General features: G+C 43.1%; 10 protein-coding genes, 2 tRNA genes, 1 rRNA gene and 6 pseudogenes. 5 read left to right on the forward strand and 14 right to left on the reverse strand.

Annotated features, from left to right (window positions below; genetic code table 11):
* Positions 1-495: 495 nt before the first annotated feature.
* Complete coding sequence (gene rho, locus GKR74_RS07375) at positions 496-1755, reverse strand: transcription termination factor Rho (protein ID WP_004915469.1); 1260 nt, start codon at positions 1753-1755, stop codon at positions 496-498.
* A 581-nt stretch (positions 1756-2336) separates the two neighbouring features.
* Entirely contained in the window at positions 2337-2663 is a 327-nt protein-coding gene (gene trxA / locus GKR74_RS07380; protein WP_036948804.1) for a thioredoxin TrxA, read from the reverse strand.
* 117 nt (positions 2664-2780) lie between these two features.
* On the opposite strand from trxA, the pseudogene rhlB reads away from it, so the two are divergent.
* A pseudogene (gene rhlB, locus GKR74_RS07385) lies at positions 2781-4064 on the forward strand (ATP-dependent RNA helicase RhlB); the annotation flags it as partial.
* A 14-nt stretch (positions 4065-4078) separates the two neighbouring features.
* Positions 4079-5638 (forward strand): annotated as a pseudogene (gene gppA, locus GKR74_RS07390) (guanosine-5'-triphosphate,3'-diphosphate diphosphatase).
* Positions 5639-5647: 9 nt separating this feature from the next.
* Here the strand turns inward: gppA and rep are convergent.
* Together rep and ilvC are read right to left on the reverse strand one after the other, a co-directional pair.
* Positions 5648-7675, reverse strand: coding sequence for a DNA helicase Rep (rep, locus tag GKR74_RS07395; RefSeq protein WP_154603093.1), 2028 nt, complete (start codon positions 7673-7675; stop codon positions 5648-5650).
* A gap of 439 nt (positions 7676-8114) precedes the next feature.
* Positions 8115-9584: pseudogene (gene ilvC, locus GKR74_RS07400) on the reverse strand (ketol-acid reductoisomerase); the annotation flags it as partial.
* A 188-nt stretch (positions 9585-9772) separates the two neighbouring features.
* Between ilvC and ilvY the strand changes: the two are divergent.
* A complete protein-coding gene (gene ilvY / locus GKR74_RS07405; protein WP_154603095.1) occupies positions 9773-10669 on the forward strand; it encodes an HTH-type transcriptional activator IlvY in 897 nt (298 codons plus the stop codon).
* On the opposite strand, the pseudogene ilvA reads toward ilvY, so the two are convergent.
* The 6 genes and pseudogenes from ilvA to ilvL all read right to left on the reverse strand — a co-directional run bounded on the left by ilvA (position 10625) and on the right by ilvL (position 17235).
* Positions 10625-12235: pseudogene (gene ilvA, locus GKR74_RS07410) on the reverse strand (threonine ammonia-lyase, biosynthetic). The gene ilvY and the pseudogene ilvA sit on opposite strands and share 45 nt — an antisense overlap.
* 2 nt (positions 12236-12237) lie before the next feature.
* A complete protein-coding gene (ilvD, locus tag GKR74_RS07415) occupies positions 12238-14088 on the reverse strand; it encodes a dihydroxy-acid dehydratase (protein WP_154603096.1) in 1851 nt (616 codons plus the stop codon).
* Positions 14089-14149: 61 nt separating this feature from the next.
* Positions 14150-15079: a branched-chain amino acid transaminase gene (locus tag GKR74_RS07420; protein ID WP_006658220.1), complete on the reverse strand. Its 930-nt coding sequence runs from the start codon at positions 15077-15079 to the stop codon at positions 14150-14152.
* 12 nt (positions 15080-15091) lie between these two features.
* Complete coding sequence (gene ilvM / locus GKR74_RS07425) at positions 15092-15361, reverse strand: acetolactate synthase 2 small subunit (RefSeq protein ID WP_036948778.1); 270 nt, start codon at positions 15359-15361, stop codon at positions 15092-15094.
* Positions 15334-17004 (reverse strand): annotated as a pseudogene (ilvG, locus tag GKR74_RS07430) (acetolactate synthase 2 catalytic subunit). Before ilvG ends, ilvM begins: the two are co-directional and overlap by 28 nt.
* A gap of 132 nt (positions 17005-17136) precedes the next feature.
* Positions 17137-17235, reverse strand: a complete 99-nt coding sequence (gene ilvL, locus GKR74_RS07435; protein WP_112837475.1) for an ilv operon leader peptide — start codon at positions 17233-17235, stop codon at positions 17137-17139.
* A gap of 480 nt (positions 17236-17715) precedes the next feature.
* On the opposite strand from ilvL, the pseudogene GKR74_RS07440 reads away from it, so the two are divergent.
* Positions 17716-19251, forward strand: a pseudogene (locus GKR74_RS07440) (YifB family Mg chelatase-like AAA ATPase).
* A gap of 88 nt (positions 19252-19339) precedes the next feature.
* Here GKR74_RS07440 and GKR74_RS07445 read toward each other — a convergent pair.
* A complete protein-coding gene (locus GKR74_RS07445; protein ID WP_154603099.1) occupies positions 19340-19678 on the reverse strand; it encodes a DUF413 domain-containing protein in 339 nt (112 codons plus the stop codon).
* A gap of 111 nt (positions 19679-19789) precedes the next feature.
* On the opposite strand from GKR74_RS07445, the gene hdfR reads away from it, so the two are divergent.
* On the forward strand, positions 19790-20620 hold the full coding sequence (gene hdfR / locus GKR74_RS07450; protein ID WP_181478849.1) for an HTH-type transcriptional regulator HdfR: 831 nt from the start codon (positions 19790-19792) through the stop codon (positions 20618-20620).
* Between the two features lie 247 nt (positions 20621-20867).
* Here hdfR and GKR74_RS07455 read toward each other — a convergent pair.
* The 3 genes from GKR74_RS07455 to rrf all read right to left on the reverse strand — a co-directional run bounded on the left by GKR74_RS07455 (position 20868) and on the right by rrf (position 21200).
* Positions 20868-20943, reverse strand: a tRNA-Trp gene (locus tag GKR74_RS07455).
* A gap of 8 nt (positions 20944-20951) precedes the next feature.
* Positions 20952-21028, reverse strand: a tRNA-Asp gene (locus tag GKR74_RS07460).
* Between the two features lie 56 nt (positions 21029-21084).
* Positions 21085-21200 (reverse strand): 5S ribosomal RNA (gene rrf / locus GKR74_RS07465).
* Between the last annotated feature and the right edge of the window lie 171 nt (positions 21201-21371).

Genomic DNA, 21371 nt, shown 5'->3' on the forward strand with positions numbered 1-21371 from the left:
ATCCAACTTTTAAACACTAAAACTTTTGGTTGCTGTGATAAATTACTGCCGCCACATAGTATTCGAACAAAAAATGGTACTCTAAAACAGATTTCCTGCGTTTTGATATGCACAAAACATGCCGGAAATACCAATACGCCGATATAGTTTTGCGTTACAAACTCACCTTAAAGATTTTATCCCTTAACATTGCAAGATGCATGCCATAAAAACAATCTCCAACATATTAACCGACCATCACTATCACTTTTCATATGAATGAGTAAATATCAGTCATTGGATAAATCTAAGTATAAAAATTAATGTAAAAAATACCATCTTATAGAGAATAAGCTAGCATCCGTTGATTATTTCATTTTACTCATCAAGAAAGTAATTCATGCTTATGTTGATAAATAATAAAGACTATTATTTTGTGAATGTTCACTGTTCACTGATAAAAAAATAGGCGCCCTAATTAGAGCGCCTATTTCTATACTCATAATCCTAACGAGACTATGCTCTTTTCATAAAATCAAAGAACTCTTCGTTAGTCTTAGTCATTGCTAATTTGCTGATGAGGAATTCCATTGCATCGATTTCGCCCATTGGGTGAATAATCTTACGCAGGATCCACATTTTTTGCAGCTCATCTTGGGAGGTGAGCAGCTCTTCTTTACGTGTACCAGAGCGGTTGTAATCAATCGCAGGGAAAACACGTTTTTCAGCAATTTTACGGGACAGGTGTAATTCCATGTTACCTGTTCCTTTAAATTCTTCGTAAATCACTTCATCCATTTTCGAACCGGTATCAACTAACGCGGTCGCTATGATAGTCAAGCTACCACCTTCTTCAACGTTACGAGCAGCACCGAAGAAACGTTTTGGACGATGTAATGCGTTTGCGTCCACACCACCGGTCAATACTTTACCTGATGAAGGAACGACGGTGTTGTATGCACGAGCAAGACGAGTAATAGAATCCAGTAAAATGATAACGTCTTTTTTATGCTCAACCAGACGTTTCGCTTTCTCGATAACCATTTCAGCAACTTGGACGTGACGCGCAGCTGGCTCATCAAACGTTGAAGCGATAACTTCACCTTTCACTAAGCGTTGCATCTCAGTAACTTCTTCTGGACGCTCATCGATCAGCAGAACCATCAATACGCAGTCAGGGTAGTTATGGGCAATGTTAGCCGCAATATTTTGCAGTAACATGGTTTTACCCGCTTTCGGTGGTGCAACGATCAAACCACGCTGTCCACGACCGATAGGTGCGGCTAAATCCAATACGCGCGCCGTTAAATCTTCAGTAGAACCGTTACCACGCTCCATGCGCAGACGATTATTGGCATGTAATGGGGTTAAGTTTTCAAAAAGGATTTTGCTGCGGGCATTTTCAGGTTTGTCAAAGTTAACTTCGTTAACTTTCAAGAGTGCAAAATAGCGTTCACCTTCTTTCGGGGGACGAATTTTTCCTGAAATGGTGTCGCCGGTGCGTAGGTTAAAGCGGCGAATTTGGCTAGGGGAAACATAGATATCATCAGGGCCTGCGAGGTAAGAACTGTCTGCTGAACGGAGGAAACCAAATCCATCCTGCAATATTTCCAGTACGCCATCGCCGAAAATATCTTCTCCACTTTTAGCATGCTGCTTCAAAATTGAGAAAATAATATCCTGCTTTCTCATACGGGCTAAGTTCTCTAGCCCCATGTTTTCGCCTAACGTAATCAGTTCTGATACAGGCGTATTTTTTAATTCGGTAAGATTCATAATGGTGGGTTCTTTAACTCGGGGTATTTCTCGAACTATGAACGTAAATTGGAGGCAACTTTTATAGTGAACCTATTTAGTATAGTGAACCTATGAAGCGCCAGTTTAACTTTATAGTGCCCTGTTGATAGATATGGACTTATAACCAACAACAATGCATTAAAATTTGTGCTAGCTACAACTAATATTGCTGTGAAGGTGTTGTGACTAACGAAAGCGTTGTAATCATCAAGATGACATGCCGCATATTATTAGAAACGTAATCAATATTAGCAATAGTTTTTTATACATTTTAGGACAACATCTTATCCCTAATACAGCCCATTTATTTACTCAAGACTCAAGTCACAGTGATACAACCATGAATTATCAACTTTAGATTAATAGTCAGTAACTAAAATTGGCATTGAACAGAACTGCAAGCTAGACGTTTCAGAAAAGAGCAAAGGAAAACAAGGTAATTCTTATGGGTACTCTATGAGGAATGCGGATAACTTATCATGCTTAAATGGGGACGTCTAGCGACTCTCTATATAAAATAAATGCGCCGCTAAACGTTTTGGCTTATATAAAGCTATAACTTACAGATTTTCGTCTAGAAATTCTTTCAGTTGAGTTTTAGATAAAGCACCAACTTTAGTTGCAGCTACACTGCCGTTTTTGAATAATAACAGTGTAGGGATACCGCGAATACCAAATTTTGGGGCAGTCGCTGGATTATCATCAATATTCAGTTTTGCGATAGTCACTTTGCCTGTATATTCTTCAGCAACTTCATCAAGGATTGGCGCGATCATTTTACAAGGTCCACACCATGCAGCCCAGAAGTCGACTAAAACAGGTGAACTTGCATTTAGAACGTCTGACTCAAAACTTGCATCAGTAATATGTTTAATTTTGTCGCTCATGTTGTACTCCAAAGGATCATTTTTACAGACATAGTGTAACATTAATTGGCAGCAGTATGCTTTATTTCAAAAGATACGCTTTCGTAAACCAACCGATAACTGATATTCTAACATACTATGAGTAAAGCACACTTGACAGAAAAGAAGTTTTCCGACTTCGCATTGCACCCAAAAGTCATTGAAGCACTTAATAAAAAAGGCTTCAACTTTTGCACGCCTATTCAGGCGTCTACCCTGCCTTATACTGTCGAAGGCAAAGATGTTGCGGGGCAAGCACAAACAGGTACAGGTAAAACGTTAGCATTCCTAACGTCTACATTTCATTTTCTCTTAACTCACCCGGCAATCGAGGGGAAAAAAACCAATCAGCCACGTGCGCTGATCATGGCTCCTACTCGTGAATTAGCCGTACAGATTTACTCAGATGCTAAAGAGCTGGCTGAGTACACTGGTTTGAAAATGGGTCTAGCCTATGGTGGTGATGGCTATGACGAGCAATTACGCGTATTACAAAACGGCGTTGATATCCTTATTGGAACAACCGGTCGTCTTATTGATTATGCAAAACAAGGTCACGTTGATTTAGCGGCTATCCAAGTTGTTGTTTTGGATGAAGCTGACCGTATGTACGACCTCGGTTTTATTAAAGATATTCGTTGGTTATTCCGCCGTATGCCTGGCGCAGCAGACCGACTCAACTTACTGTTCTCCGCAACACTCTCTTACCGCGTTAGAGAATTAGCGTTTGAACAAATGAACAGCCCGGAATATGTGGAGGTTGAACCACTACAAAAAACCGGTCACCGTATTAAAGAAGAGCTATTTTATCCATCCAACGAAGAAAAAATGCGCCTACTGCAAACGCTACTCGAAGAAGAGTGGCCAGAGCGCTGCATTATTTTCGCCAATACGAAGCATCGTTGTGATGATATCTGGGCTCACCTTGCTGCCGATGGCCACCGTGTCGGGTTATTAACTGGCGATGTCGCACAGAAAAAACGTCTGCGCATTTTAGAACAGTTCACCCAAGGTCAAATTGATATCTTGGTTGCGACTGACGTTGCTGCTCGTGGATTACATATTCCATCAGTAACTCATGTATTTAACTATGATTTACCTGACGATTGCGAAGACTATGTGCACCGTATTGGACGTACAGGTCGTGCAGGTGAAAGCGGAAATTCTATCAGCTTAGCGTGTGAAGAATACGCACTAAACTTACCTGCAATCGAAGAGTATATTCAGCACTCCATCCCTGTCAGTAAATATAACAGTGATGCACTGCTGAGCGACCTGCCGGCACCAAAACGCCGTCACCGTCCGCGCCCTAGTGGTCCACGCCGCAATTCTAATGCGCCGCGTCGCCATAATGGCCCACGTAATAACCATAAACGTGCAGGCTGAGTAAATACCCTATGCTGAAATCTTCTTCTCTGTATGCCGCTATCGATTTGGGTTCCAACAGCTTTCATATGCTGGTTGTTCGCGAAACTGCAGGTAGCATTCAGATTATTTCTCGGGTTAAACGGAAAGTTCGTCTGGCTGCGGGTTTAGATAAAGATAATATTTTATCTGAGCAAGCCATGGAACGAGGCTGGCAATGCCTGCGTCTCTTCTCAGAACATCTGCAAGATATTCCTAACTCGCAAATTCGAGTTGTGGCAACCGCGACATTACGCCTTGCCAAAAATGCCGATGTCTTTATTGAGAAAGCCAGCCAAATCCTCGGAAATCCCGTAAAAATAATCCAAGGAGAAGAAGAAGCTCGCTTGATTTATCAAGGCGTCGCCCATACAACTGGCGGGCCAGAGCAACGCTTAGTGGTCGATATCGGGGGCGGCAGCACCGAACTTGTCACCGGTACAGGCGCTAAAGCTCAGCTACTTTATAGCCTAGAAATGGGCTGTGTGACTTGGCTTGAACGCTACTTTAGCGACAGAACGCTAACAGAAGAAAACTTCGCTCAAGCCGAAGCGGCAGCTCAACAGGTCATTGCGCCTATCGCAGATGCCCTTAAAAACCATGGGTGGAAAATTTGTGTCGGTGCATCGGGTACTGTACAAGCGATTCAGGAAATCATGATTGCTCAAGGGATGGATGAACTCATCACTCTGAGTAAATTACAGCAACTGAAACATAAAGCTATCCAGTGCCATAAATTAGAAGAGCTTGAAATCGAGGGCCTCACGTTTGAACGTGCCCTCGTTTTCCCAAGTGGCTTATCGATCCTGATCGCAATTTTCAAAGCTCTGAATATCGAAAATATGACATTAGCCGGCGGCGCTCTTCGCGAAGGCTTAGTGTATGGCATGCTTGAACTGCCTATTGAGCAAGATATTCGCGCACGCACGCTACGCAATATTCAGCGTCGCTTCCTTGTGGATATTGAACAGGCTAGCCGCGTGCGCCAGCTTGCTGAACATTTCTACCTGCAAGTTGCCAAAGAGTGGGAATTAGATAGCCGTTGCCGTGATTTATTATCCAGCGCTTGTGCATTACATGAGATTGGGCTGAGTGTTGATTTTCGCAAAGGCCCAGAGCACGCAAGTTATTTAATCACTCACCTTGATTTACCAGGCTTCACACCAGCGCAAAAACGCTTTCTCGCGGTTCTTCTCAAGAACCAGCAAGGTCAAATCGACCTCGCTTCGCTGAGCCAACAAAATGCATTACCTATTCAGCAAACTTACGCATTATGCCGTTTATTGCGCCTAGCCATTATTTTTGCCAGCCGTAGACGTGACGATACATTACCAGCATTGCGCCTTAACGCTAATGGGCAAGATTTAACCATCGCACTGCCATACCGCTGGCTTGAGGAACACCCTTTACGAGCTGAAAATTTACAGCAAGAAGTTCAGTGGCAAGGGTATGTGAATTGGCAACTGGCCTTAGAAGAGCGTAATAGCTCCAATTGATATCGCTCTAAATTGATCATGATAGGTTCCCACCTCGTCGTGGGAACTCTCTCTTAAACTCTTTTGCTACTGATCAGTTTTCTTATTTAACCCCAAGCGTGCCTTGATATCCGCTAAAGCGGACTGCCCTTTTTGCATTCGCTCTTCAGCGGTAACCACTTTTCGTTGTTGTTCCCACACCAAATCATCTTGCGGTAATTCCATCAAAAAGCGGCTCAGTTCAGGGCGGATCAGTTCGCCGTATTGGCGACGCTCACGGCTATGAGTAAAGAATAACTCTCGCTGCGCTCGCGTAATTCCCACGTAAGCCAGTCGACGCTCTTCATCAATATTATTTTCATCAATACTACTTTGATGAGGCAATAATCCCTCTTCCATTCCAACTAAGAAAACATAAGGAAATTCAAGACCTTTAGATGCGTGCAATGTCATCAACTGAACCTGATCTGAATCTTCATCATCTTCCCCACGTTCCATCATATCGCGCAGCGTAAAGCGAGTGACAACCTGATTGAGCGTCATTGGATCATTTAGCTCATCCCCTTCAATCATTTCGCTCATCCATGTAAACAATTGATTGACGTTTTTCATTCGCATTTCGGCGGCTTTGGCACTGGCCGAGGTTTCATACAACCAACTCTCATAGTCCATTTCCCGTAAAAGATCCCGTACCGCTATCAATGGTTCACGCTCCGAAATCCGGACTATCCCTTCCATCCAATGAGTGAAACGCTGCAACGCTTCCAAGCCTTTCCCTGTTAAAGTCTGTTCCAGACCTAAATCAAAGCTGGCGTGATATAAGCTTTTGCCTCGCTGATTCGCCCATTCTCCCAATTTTTGGATAGTTTTAGGGCCAATTTCTCGGCGCGGCGTATTCACAATACGTAAAAAAGCACTGTCATCTTCAGGGTTAGTCAGCACCCGCAAATAAGCTAAAAGATCTTTAATTTCAGGACGTGAGAAAAAGGATGTCCCTCCCGAAATTCGGTAAGGAATACGGTTTTGCATCAGCATTTTTTCAAAAATACGTGACTGATGATTGCCTCGATACAAGATCGCATAATCTTTATATTGGGTTTTATTAATAAAGTGGTGAGCAATTAATTCACCAATCACACGTTCCGCTTCATGGTCTTCATTATTTGCAGTCAGCACCTTTAATGGCGCCCCATAACCCAACTCAGAAAATAATTTTTTCTCGAAGACATGGGGGTTATTGGCAATCAAAATGTTGGCCGCTTTCAAAATACGGCCTGATGAGCGGTAATTTTGCTCCAGCTTAATCACATTCAGTTTTGGAAAATCTTGGCTGAGTAACACTAAGTTTTGAGGCCTCGCACCACGCCAAGAATAAATAGACTGGTCATCATCACCAACGACGGTAAAGCGGGCACGGCTGCCCACGAGTAATTTCACTAGCTGATACTGACTGGTGTTCGTATCTTGGTATTCATCCACCAGCAAATAACGAATTTTTTGCTGCCAACGCTCACGGACTTCTTCATTATGATAAAGCAGCAATGTTGGTTTGCTGATTAAGTCATCAAAATCCAAGACATTACAACTTTTTAAATGCAGCTCATAGCGGCGATAGCACTCAGCAAAATGGTGCTCTTTTTCCGTTCTCGCTTGCCCAACCACTTGCTGCGGAGAGATCAGATCGTTTTTCCAATTTGAGATCGCCGAGATCAGCTGTTGAAGAAGATCTTTATCTTCCTCAAGCAGATCAAATGTGAGTTCTTTGAGTAACGCCATTTGGTCTTGGTCATCAAACAAAGAAAAATTAGCTTTGATCCCTAACGCTTTATATTCGCGTTTGATAATTTCCAGTCCCAAAGTATGGAATGTGGAAATGATTAGCCCTCGGGCTTCTTTTTTACCTAATGTTTGTCCCACACGCTCTTTCATTTCGCGCGCGGCTTTATTGGTAAATGTCACCGCCGCAATTTGCCGAGGCTGATAACCACAATGGCGGATCAGATGCGCAATTTTATTGGTAATAACCCGTGTTTTACCTGAGCCTGCCCCTGCCAAAACAAGGCACGGACCATCTACATATTCAACTGCCTGTTGCTGGCTAGGATTTAATCGCATGGTTTCTCTGCATCAGTTAGTTATTCAAAAAGGAATTCGCTACAGATTGTAGCAGAAACCCAACCAACTCTTGAGCAACGATCCTGCCTATTTATAAAAAACAAAAAACCACATCATTCAGCAGAGTGATGTGGTTTTGTTTGCTTTCTGTTTTCTGTTTTCTGTTTTCTGTTTTCTGTTTTCTGTTTTCTGTTTTCTGTTTTTTTTGACAGCCATACATTTTTCTAAACTATTCGCGTTAGAGGAAGGCGGCAAAGGAGGTTATCCCAAGGAGCATACATTAGTATGTGACTTGGGTAACCGAGCGCAGCCAACGCACCTATCACGCGAAGAGTGACGAAAAATTAGGTTATCTCAAGGAGCATACATTGAGTATGTGACTTGGGTAACCGAACGCAGCCAACGCGCCTATCACGCGAAGAGTGACGAAAAATCAACTTCCAACTGAAATTTTCTTCATATCCGTCATATACCCCCGTAAAACCTTACCGATCTTCTCGATAGGATGATTACGGATAGCTTCGTTGATATCACGTAATTGCGCGTTATCTGTCCCATTATCTGCAACTGGTTTCGCTAAATCACCCGCTTGTAACTTGGTCATAAACTCTTTCAGCATTGGAACCGCTGCGAATGAGAACAGGTAGTTACCGTACTCTGCAGTATCCGAGATAACCACGTTCATTTCATATAAACGCTTACGTGCAATTGTGTTAGCAATCAATGGCAGCTCATGCAGTGATTCATAATATGCTGACTCTTCTAAGATACCCGCTTCCAACATAGTATCGAATGCTAACTCAACACCCGCTTTAACCATCGCAACTAACAGAACGCCGTGGTCAAAATATTCTTGCTCTGCAATTTTACCTGCAAATTCTGGGTAGTTTTCAAAAGATGATTTACCGGTCTCTTCGCGCCATGCCAGTAAGTTTTTATCATTATTCGCCCAGTCCGCCATCATTGTTGATGAAAACTCACCAGAAATAATGTCATCCATATGTTTTTGGAACAGTGGCGCTAAAATGGTTTTCAGCTGCTCTGATAAAGCATAAGCACGGATTTTCGCTGGGTTAGATAAGCGGTCCATCATCAGGGTGATGCCGCCCTGCTTCAGTGCTTCAGTGATTGTTTCCCAACCAAACTGAATTAATTTCCCTGCATAGCCTGGCTCTACTCCATCAGCAACCATTTTGTCATAGCTCAGTAACGCACCTGCCTGCAACATACCGCACAGAATTGTTTGCTCACCCATTAAGTCAGACTTAACTTCAGCAACGAAAGAGGACTCCAGAACGCCCGCACGATGGCCACCCGTTGCTGCTGCCCATGCTTTCGCAATCGCCATACCCTCACCTTTCGGATCATTTTCAGGGTGAACCGCGATCAACGTTGGAACACCGAAGCCACGCTTATACTCTTCACGAACTTCGGTACCCGGACATTTTGGAGCAACCATCACAACCGTGATGTCTTTACGAATTTCTTCACCAACCTCAACGATGTTGAAACCGTGAGAATAACCTAACGCAGCACCTTGTTTCATCATTGGCTGAACCGCACGAACAACGGTAGAGTGTTGTTTGTCTGGCGTTAAGTTAACAACTAAATCTGCTTCAGGGATCAGTTCTTCATAAGTCCCAACTTTGAAGCCATTTTCTGTCGCTTTACGCCATGATGCACGTTTTTCTGCGATCGCTTCTGGACGCAAAGCATAAGCGATATCTAAACCAGAGTCGCGCATGTTCAAACCTTGGTTCAGTCCTTGAGCACCACAACCGACGATGACGATTTTTTTACCTTTCAGATAGCCTGCTTCATCTGCAAATTCTTCGCGTTTCATGAAACGACACTTGCCTAATTGCGCTAACTGCTCACGTAAATTCAATGTATTAAAATAATTCGCCATGGTCTTACTCCATTATTCGGTCAGTGTTCTGTTGTGTTCGTATTATCAGGCAATTTCGTTACCTGTTGCTCATTATTGAGCAGTTATGGATTTACTATATGCGATGATGAGCATTGCTTAAATTGATATATTAACAATATAATGTTGCAATATTTGCAACATCAATCAAGGTATCATCAGAGGGCAAAATGGATATTCGTGATCTACAACTGTTTTTGCACTTAGCTGAAAGTTGCCACTTTGGTCGCACATCAAAAGCCATGCATGTCAGTCCATCCACACTATCAAGACAAATTCAGCGTTTGGAAGATCAACTGGGTCATCCACTATTCATTCGTGATAACCGCTCGGTGAAACTGACCCAAGCGGGTGAGCATCTCAAACAGTTTGCCCAACAAACATTGTTGCAATATCAGCAGCTAAAGCATGCGCTTAATCAGCAAAGTCCATCACTAAGTGGCGAATTACGCCTATTCTGCTCGGTCACTGCGGCATATAGTCATTTACCTCAAGTGCTTGATAAATTTCGTGCTTTGCATCCGCTCGTTGAAATAAAACTCACCACGGGCGATGCCGCAGATGCCGTTGAAAAAGTCGAAACCAAAGAGGCGGATTTAGGCATCGCAGGTAAACCTGAAAAATTGCCAGATAACGTGCGATTCGCCAAAATTGGAGAAATCCCCCTCGTACTTATTGCCCCATCACTACCTTGCGCAGTACGGAGTATGGTGACTGAAGAGGAGCCGGATTGGTCTACAGTACCGTTCATTCTTCCTGAACATGGCCCTTCTCGTAAACGTATTGAATTATGGTTTAAGCGTCATCGAATCCATAACCCGGTAATTTATGCGACGGTTTCGGGTCATGAAGCCATTGTGTCAATGGTGGCATTGGGCTGTGGTATTGCATTAATACCAAGTGTCGTCGTTGATAATAGCCCCGAGCCTGTCCGTAGCCGTGTATCTCAACTCGATAATATTTCGATGGTAGAACCATTTGAACTTGGCGTTTGCCTGCTCAGCAAACGCCTAAGTGAACCATTAATTAAAGCATTCTGGGAATTGCTCCCAGAACACTCAATCTAATGTTCTTTTGCTATCTTGCGGCGCTAGGAAGAAACGGAAGGATGGATTTCCCGTTTCATCATGATATTCATATCCTAGTGCATCAAGGTGGCGATCAAAGCGTACTTCTGGACCAGAAAGCTCAAAGGCCGCCAGCACTCTCCCATAGTCTGTTCCGTGACTACGATAATGAAATAGCGTGATATTCCAGTGAGTTCCCAGTGTTTCTAGGAACTTCAATAATGCCCCTGGAGATTCAGGAAACTCAAAGCTATACAATTTTTCATCTAATGGCTTCGATGGTCGCCCACCGATCATATAGCGCACATGCAGCTTCGCCATTTCATCATCCGATAAATCAGCCACTTCATAACCATTATTTTGCAGCCCTTGAATGATGTCATGCCGCTCTTGCTCACCACCATTTAAGCGAACACCCACAAAAATGCAGGCTCGCTCTGGATCAGCATCAGTATAACGATAATTAAACTCAGTGATTGAGCGGTTACCAAGCAATTGGCAGAATCGCAAAAAACTGCCTTTCTGTTCAGGAATAGTCACTGCAAGAAGCGCTTCTCGTTGTTCACCTAATTCACAACGCTCGGATACATAACGTAAACCATGGAAGTTCATGTTGGCGCCTGACAGAATATGCGCCAGCCTTTCACCTTTAATGTTATGTTGCTGAACATATTTTTTCAGTCCCGCCAGCGCTAGCGCCCCCGACGGTTCTGCAATCGCTCTCACATCTTCAAAAATATCCTTCAGTGCCGCACAAATGGCATCACTATCTACGGTGATCACATCATCGACATACTGCTGGCATAGTCGAAAGGTTTCGTCGCCAATACGTTTAACAGCAACGCCTTCCGCAAATAAACCAACACGAGGGAGATCAACGGGATGACCAGCTTCTAATGCCGCTTTTAAGCAAGCAGCATCTTCAGCTTCTACACCGATAATCTTAATTTCAGGCATCAACTGCTTGATTAATACAGCGACGCCGGCAATCAATCCACCGCCCCCAACAGGCACAAAAATACGGTCGAGGTGAGCATCCTGCTGAAGGAGTTCTAGTGCAATAGTTGCTTGACCTGCTATCACAGACGGATGATCAAACGGCGGTACAAAGGTATATCCTTCGCGTTTTGCCATCTCAATTGCGTGAGCTTTAGCTTCATCAAAATTTGCGCCGTATAAAATGGCCTCTCCACCAAAGCTGCGAACAGCATCTACTTTGATATCTGCGGTTGCTACTGGCATAACAATTTTGGCCTTAATACCAACACGATTAGCCGACAACGCTACGCCCTGTGCATGATTTCCCGCTGATGCAGTGACTACACCTTTGGCTTTTTGCTCTTCGGTCAAGCCCGCAATCATGGCGTAAGCGCCACGTAACTTAAAACTATGAACTGGCTGCCTATCTTCGCGTTTGACTAAAATGGTGTTTCCCATACGCGAAGAGAGTTTGCTCATTTCCTGAAGCGGTGTCACTTGCGCCGCTTCATAGACTGGCGCACTGAGCGCCGCCTTCAGATAATCGGCACCTGTCGGTGCCGCTGGTAATGGTTTTGCGGCTGCCACAATTAGCCTCCTAATTTAGACTTATCGCGTACAGCGCCTTTATCCGCACTCGTCGCCAAAGAAGCATAAGCGCGTAAAGCGAAAGAAACCTCACGTTGACGGTTACGCGGAGTATAAGCTTTATCTCCACGCGCTAATTCCGCTTCACGACGTTTTGCCAGCTCACTGTCGTTAACATCTAGGGACATGGTACGTTTTGGAATATTGATATCGATAATATCCCCATCTTGTACCAGAGCCAGTAATCCACCGCTTGCCGCTTCAGGAGAGATATGGCCGATTGATAAACCTGAACTTCCACCGGAGAAACGCCCATCGGTGATCAGTGCACAATCTTTGCCTAATCCCATCGATTTCAGATAGGAAGTTGGGTACAACATTTCTTGCATACCCGGTCCGCCTTTAGGGCCTTCATAGCGGATGACGACAACATCACCAGCGACAACTTTTCCACCTAAAATTGCCTCTACCGCATCATCTTGGCTTTCAAACACTTTCGCAGGCCCACAGAAAGTTAAGCTACCTTCATCAACCCCTGCTGTTTTCACGATACAACCATCTTCAGCGATATTTCCTGCAAGTACCGCCAAACCACCATCCAAGCTATAAGCATGTTCGAGGTTACGGATACAACCATTTTCACGGTCAGTATCCAGTGATGGCCAACGGCAATTCTGAGAAAATGCTTGGGTGGTACGAATACCCGCAGGTCCCGCTGAGAACATAGACCTTACAGACTCATCATTCGTCAACATAACATCGTACTGAGCCAATGTTTCTGGTAATGAAAGACCTAAAATATTCTTCACATCTTCCTGCAATAAACCTGCACGACTCAGCTCCCCAAGAATACCAATCACGCCACCAGCACGGTGTACATCTTCCATATGATATTTTTGGGTGCTAGGTGCAACTTTACATAAATGAGGGACTTGGCGAGATAAGCGGTCGATATCATCCATGGTGAAATCCACTTCCGCTTCTTGCGCAGCCGCCAGCAAATGCAGAACGGTATTTGTGGAGCCACCCATCGCGATATCTAATGTCATCGCATTTTCAAACGCGGCTTTTGTTGCGATATTACGCGGTAATGCGCTCTCATCATTCTGCTCATAATAACGTTTAGTCAGCTCAACAATTCGCTTACCTGCATTGATAAATAACGTTTTACGATCAGCGTGAGTCGCAAGTAATGAACCATTTCCTGGCTGAGAAAGACCTAATGCCTCAGTTAAACAGTTCATTGAATTCGCAGTAAACATTCCTGAGCATGACCCACACGTTGGACATGCTGAACGTTCAATTTTTTCACTATCTTCATCACTGACATTTGGGTTTGCACCTTGGATCATCGCATCCACAAGGTCAAGCTTGATGATTTGATCTGAAAGCTTGGTTTTTCCTGCTTCCATTGGTCCGCCGGAAACAAAGATCACGGGAATGTTCAGGCGCAAAGACGCCATTAACATGCCTGGGGTAATTTTGTCACAGTTGGAGATACAGACCATGGCATCTGCACAGTGCGCATTCACCATATATTCCACAGAATCAGCAATTAGCTCTCGGGAAGGTAAGGAATACAGCATACCGCCATGCCCCATCGCAATCCCGTCATCCACAGCAATAGTGTTAAACTCTTTCGCGACGCCGCCTGCTTGTTCTATTTGTTCTGCGACGAGTTTACCTAAATCACGTAAATGTACATGACCCGGAACAAACTGAGTAAATGAGTTTACAACGGCAATAATTGGCTTACCAAAATCATCATCGGTCATACCTGTCGCGCGCCATAATGCTCGCGCACCTGCCATATTACGGCCATGAGTGGTTGTTGCTGAACGGTACTTAGGCATATCTTAACTCCCGAGTTTTAAAACAGGCGGGGAACGACCGCCTGTAATTTATAGTATTTAATTATTGAGGGTTTACTGGATCTAACCAGCCCCATTTATCTTCTGTTGTACCGTTAAATAAACCAAAGAATGCTTGCTGAATTTTCTTCGTCACAGGACCACAACGACCGATACCAACTTGGATACCATCAACACTGCGAACTGGAGTGATTTCAGCAGCTGTTCCTGTCATAAAGACTTCATCCGCTAAGTACAGAGATTCACGAGACAGCGTTTGTTCACGCACTTCGATTCCCATATCTTTCGCCAATGTCAAAATGGCATCGCGGGTGATCCCCGGTAATGCTGATGAAGTAAACGGTGGGGTGTACAGAATGCCATCTTTCACTTCAAAGATATTCTCGCCTGCGCCTTCAGAAAGATAACCATGAACATCCAGCGCGATACCTTCTTGGTAACCATGACGACGCGCTTCGCTACCAACCAATAATGAAGATAGGTAGTTACCACCTGCTTTTGCACCAGTAGGAATAGTATTTGGTGCAACACGATTCCATGAAGAGACCATTGCATCAATTCCTTGGTCTAATGCCTCTTCACCTAAATACGCCCCCCAAGGGAATGCGGCTAAAATGACATCAGTACTGTAGCCATCTGGTGGATTCACGCCCATGCCCACATCACCAATGAAAACTAATGGACGAATATAGGCACTGACTAAGTTATTTTTACGCAGAGTTGCACGACAAGCTTCCATTAACTCATCGACGCTGTAGCTGACTGGCATACGGTAAATTTTCGCAGAATCATGTAAACGCTGCATGTGTTCACGATGACGGAAAACAACGGGTCCTTTGTGTGAATCATAGCAACGGACGCCTTCAAATACGGAAGTTCCGTAATGCAGAGCGTGAGACATTACATGAACTTTAGCATCTGCCCATGGCGTCATTTCACCGTTAAACCAAATAAAGTCAGCTTTCTTAGTCATTTTATCTATTCCTTACATTGCACTTTGTGTGCGTAATAGTCGCGATTCTTGTTGTTTTATTTCAACTTCAGTGATGTCTGCCAACTTCGTTAACTGTGCACATAACTGTGCCAACGGTCTCTGGCTGCTGACAGTTAGTTCGATACTTACATTATCACTATCTGATAATTGATCCACATTCATAGAACTAATCCGAAATCCACGATGGCGAGTCACTCGCAAAATACGCTCTAAAACCTCGGGGCGGAAACGGGCTAATATCGAGAGTTGATGCTGCATCATAACGGTTTCTCCATCATTTTTTCGTTACTAGCCCCTGGTGGAACCAATGGCCAGACATTTTCTAATTCATTAATTGATACCTGTAATAAAAACGCACCTTCACTTGTCAGTAGCTCATCGAGTGCTGCGTCCACTTCTGATTTACATGTAATACGGCGACCTTGAATGCCAAAAGCGTTCGCTAATGCAACAAAGTCTGGGTTGTCAGTCAAAATGGTTTCACTGTAGCGTTGCTCGAAAAACAGCTCTTGCCATTGACGAACCATTCCTAAGCGTTGGTTATCTAACAATAAAATCTTAACGGGTAACTGTTTGCGTTTAATCGTTCCTAGCTCTTGGACATTCATCATGAAAGAACCATCGCCAGATACACAAACAACAGTATCTTCAGGTCGAGCGACTTGAGCACCCACTGCTGCCGGGATCCCAAAACCCATCGTTCCTAACCCGCTTGAAGTTAAAAAGTTCTCTGGTCCATCAACAACAATATGTTGAGCAGACCACATTTGGTGCTGACCAACATCTGTTGTAACAACGGTATTGGGTTTCATTTTGTCTGACAGTTGTTTCAACAATAATGGGGCGTAGATGGGTTCACCTGGGTGGTCATAACGCCAACCAAACTCCTGCTTAAGCTGTTGAACTTCTTCCTGCCAACTCGTGATGTTTTTTGTCACCATCAATTGAGGCAATAACGCTTTCGCATCACCCAATAGTGCAACATGAGTTTGACGTAATTTATCCAATTCAACGTGATCGATATCGATATGAATAACTTTCGCATTCGGAGCAAACGTGTTTAATTTACCTGTGACTCTATCGTCAAAACGCGCACCAACTGCGATGAGTAAATCACAACGTTGCACTGAAATATTAGCCGCTTTCGTACCGTGCATCCCCAACATACCGAGATAGTTTTTGTCTGATGGATGTACGGCACCTAAACCTTTCAAGGTGACAACTGATGGGATCTTTGTCTGTTCGATAAAGGCTCTCAATTCAGTTACAGCCCCAGACATCCCGACTCCACCACCAATGTACAACATTGGTTTTTCTGACTGCTCTAACAGCATTCTTGCTTGCTGAATTGCATCCTCAGAAGTTGAGTCTGGTTGCTCTACAGGCATTAAATAGGGGGATAAATCTGCATGTTGCAGCTGAATATCTTTCGGAATATCAATCAGTACTGGCCCAGGACGCCCACTATTTGCGATTGCGAAAGCTTCAGCGAGAATACGAGGTAAGTCCTCTATGGATTCCACCAAAAAACTATGTTTTGTACAGGCCAGAGATAACCCTAAAACATCAATTTCCTGAAAGGCATCTGTACCAATAAACTCTGAAGCTACCTGCCCTGTGATAGCAACAACAGGGACGGAGTCGAGCAATGCGTCAGCCAACCCTGTAATCACGTTTGTTGCTCCAGGGCCTGAGGTCGCAATGCAAACACCTGTTTTTCCTGTCGAACGAGCATATCCGATGGCTGCGATAACTGCGCCTTGCTCATGGCGACACAACAAATGTTCCACGCCACCATCGTACAGTGCGTCATAAACAGGCATGATAGCGCCACCTGGATATCCAAAAACAGTATCAACGCCTTGTGTCCTTAATGCTTGAACTAACCACTGTGCTCCGTTCATGTTTATCACCTATCTGCCTTTGTTTATTTACTTGTATTTCTTATGTTTTTATTATCTTTGTTGGTTTGCATAAATTTTATGTCAAAAAAAACCCCGCGCCTTTCGGTGCGGGGTTCTCGTAAGATTTGGCTACTATTTCAGCCTTCGTCGTCCAAGTGCAGCCCCGCACGGTGGGATAATAATCACCACCACGCTAATAATTAGGCTAATCACTTGGATGAATTTGTTCATGTGTTTAATCTTTTCAACTTTAATCGTTATCTTTATTAAAGAGTTATCATTTTAAAATTACTTTGACAACCCTTATTTATTTTTTTAATGATTAAGTTTTTTATCTCATTTAAATTCAATGAATTACAAAAAATTCAGACTAAACAACCATTAATAAAGTAAAAACCCAGCGATTAGCAATAATATTCACCCATGATTCAGCTCAACTCTCTGCCTTTGATTTAGCGAAATGTACGCCATCATGCCTATCCAAAAAATTAACTTAACTTAATCAATTTGCTGTTGAAACTATTATTATTCAAAAAATAAAATGAATGTAACTAGCTAAATTAAAGGCTTCAAAGCGCTTCGAAAAAAAATGAAACACCGTGCAATTAAACAATTTAATTATCGAGTCGCTTCGCAAATATCGGAATCTCAATAGGAAAATACGTCTAATCCATAACAGCATATTATGCTAGCCAATCAAGGAGATGATTTATGACGTTAGCGATTGTTTACACTCGAGCATCTATTGGATTAGACGCTCCACTTGTCACTGTTGAAGCGCATATTAGTAATGGACTACCGGGGTTAACTTTAGTTGGGTTACCAGAAACGGCAGTTAAAGAAGCGCGAGATAGAGTACGGAGTGCTATGGTTAATAGCGGCTTTGAATATCCTGTAAAAAAGATGACGGTAAACTTAGCGCCAGCAGATTTACCGAAGGAAAGTGGTCGCTATGATTTAGCTATTGCGATTGCAATACTTGCTGCATCCGGACAAATTCCTGATCAGTTATTAGAGCGCCATGAGTTTCTTGGTGAATTAGCGCTCTCCGGAGATATACGTTATGTCAACGGCGGGATCCCTGCCGCTCAAGCGGCAATAAGTCAAAATAGGCAATTAATTCTATCGAAAGATAATCAATATCAACTCAGTTTATTAGCTGATAGCAGCGTCAGTTTTGCCACATCTTTACTGGAACTTTGCCATTACTTGCATCAAAAAAGTACACTATCGACTAATCAACAAGTTATTCAACATGCTTATCCCTCTGACTATGAAAACGATATTTGCGATATCATAGGCCAAGAGCAAGGAAAGCGAGCATTAGAAATCAGCGCTGCAGGTGGGCACAATTTATTATTGCTAGGTCCTCCCGGTACAGGTAAAACTATGTTAGCCCACCGGTTGATAACTTTACTGCCGTCCTTAACGCCTCAAGAAGCTCTAGAAGTCACAGCATTACATAGCCTTAGCCAAACCATGGAAACCATAGATAAGTGGCCTACACGACCATTTAGGTGCCCTCACCACAATACATCAATGACCGCTTTGATTGGCGGTGGTTCATTACCTAAGCCAGGAGAGATATCCCTCGCCCATCACGGTATATTATTTTTAGATGAATTACCTGAATTCACGCGCTCTGTATTAGACTCTTTACGAGAACCACTAGAATCTCATCAAATTATCATTTCAAGAGCAAAGGCTAAGGTATGTTTCCCTGCTAACTTCCAATTAATCGCCGCCCTGAACCCTAGCCCCACAGGGCATTACCAAGGAGAAATGAGTCGTTCCTCTCCAGCAAAAGTACTACGTTACTTATCACGCGTTTCAGGGCCATTCTTAGATAGGTTTGATCTCTCTATTGAGATACCTTTACTCCCTCTAGGTACTTTAAGCCAGCAAACGCATCAAGGCGAAACTAGCAAACAAATTCGCTTACGAGTTATTGAAGCAAGAAACCAACAAATCAATCGAGCTGGTAAAATTAATAGTCAGCTAACCGCAAGTGAAACAACAAAAACCTGCCTACTGGCCACTGAAGATGCACTATTCTTAGAGAATGCACTTAATAAACTAGGGCTATCTATTCGTGCTTGGCACAGAATTCTTAGAGTTTCTAGAACAATTGCAGATCTTAATTATTCATCGAATATACAACGGGAACATTTACTAGAGGCGCTAGGATATCGAGCAATGGATAAGTTATTGCTTCATTTGCAAAAACAAGTAAGCTGAAGGAATTAAGGTAAAAGTTAATGATTAGACATAAACAACAAAAGGGACCTAAGTCCCTATTTGTTTTAATGCTTATACTGTTTTAATACTAATGAAATTAATCATCCGTATCGGTATAGTCTTCTGTTGGATCTATCTGTGGCTTACCACCTGATAGTGTATGGAAGCGCTTCGGACGATTAATTCTGCTAGAATATTTCACCCATACCTTTTCTTCAAGGGTTGTAGGTTCGCGCTCTCCACGGCAAACAGCGACGAATAATTTTTCTTCTTCTGTTTGCGCTGCGCGTTTTCCTGTATCAAGCTCATTGAAAGCTTGGCCATGACGTTCTAGCAACTGAGCTTCTTTGATGGTGAAATCACCATGACGAGAAAAGCCACGTGGGTAATGTTTATTATCAAAAAAACGATTAGTCGTGATGAAGCTATCTGCCATCTGACACACTCCTAACTGATTACGGTCAACTCTATATGGCGCGGAGTATTAGACAGCATTGACAATCTGTAAAACAAAACATTTAAATCATCACGACAAAAATTATTGGAGATACGTGTGGACAGCGAGTTATTAAGAACTTTTTTAGAAGTCAGTAGAACCAGACACTTCGGCAGAGCCGCAGAATCTCTCTACTTAACCCAGTCTGCCGTTAGCTTTCGTATCAGACAGTTAGAAACACAATTAGGCACAAGCCTATTCACACGACACCGTAATAATATTCGTTTAACTGCTGCTGGAGAACGTTTAGTTCCCTATGCTGAATCTCTAATGAATACATGGCTTCAAGCCAAAAAAGAGATCACACACGCATCCCAGCATACAGAACTGTCTATTGGCGCTACGTCATCATTATGGGAAAGCTATCTCACTGGCTGGTTAGAGGTTCTATATAGCCAACATGATGAACTACGATTAGAAGCACGCGTTTCCACACGTCAATCACTCGTAAAACAGTTACATTCTAGAGAATTAGACTTACTGATAGCGATCGAACCACCAAAAATGGATGAATTTGAAAGTACCATCATTGGTTCTATTCAACTTCAATTAATGGCTTCTCAAAAGAACATAGCCCTTACTCAATATAATTTTATCAAGTTAGAATGGGGAGCTGATTTTCATCCCAAAAATGAGCCAACTCTACTGCAAGATGATTCCCCTGTAATGATTACGACGTCTGCAGAAATTACGCGTCAATTATTGCCTGTATCGCTTTCAGCGGCATTTTTACCAGCACATTGGCTCCAACATTATCCAACGTTAAAAACACTCTCAAATAACGTTATTACTAAGCCTTTATATGCCATTTGGCTGAAAAAAAATGATCAGCAAGTCCTAATTAATCAACTTATTAAAACACCAATACCAAACACACAATAGGCATTAAAGAATTCAAAAATAGGGCGAGCTATCGCCTTTTTTATTGCAAATATATGTCTCTTAAATGGAATAATACTTAAAGCAGATATGAAGATATGAAGATATGAAGATATGAAGATATGAAGATATGAAAAATACTAAAAAATTTCACAGTTAGGAAGAAAATTAAGGGATACAAAAAGAAAAACCCGATTAATATAATCGGGTTATCAATAGATACTTCTTTTATTATTACTTAATTGGTAACTGGCAGGGGCGGAGAGACTCGAACTCCCAACACCCGGTTTTGGAGACCGGTGCTCTACCAATTGAACTACGCCCCTAAATTAAGTGGCGGAACGGACGGGACTCGAACCCGCGACCCCCTGCGTGACAGGCAGGTATTCTAACCAACTGAACTACCGCTCCACTTATTCTTTTTGCCTTTCGGCAACTTATCGCTTCGCAATAAGTTTTAAATTAATGTCTGGCAGTTCCCTACTCTCACATGGGGAGACCCCACACTACCATCGGCGCTACGGCGTTTCACTACTGAGTTCGGCATGGGGTCAGGTGGGACCACCGCGCTATTGCCGCCAGACAAATTCTGTTTATTCCCGTTTAGCCTTTAATCCACTAAACCAGAATATCAATCCTGAACAAGCTGTTGTGTCCACCTCTCGGCTTCCCACTTCATTGAATCAACTTCATCTCTCAATCTCGAAAACACCTTCGGTGTTGTCAGGTTAAGCCTCACGGTTCATTAGTATTG

The sequence above is a fragment of the Providencia sp. wls1914 genome (genome assembly GCF_009706645.1).
GTDB lineage: Bacteria > Pseudomonadota > Gammaproteobacteria > Enterobacterales > Enterobacteriaceae > Providencia > Providencia zhijiangensis.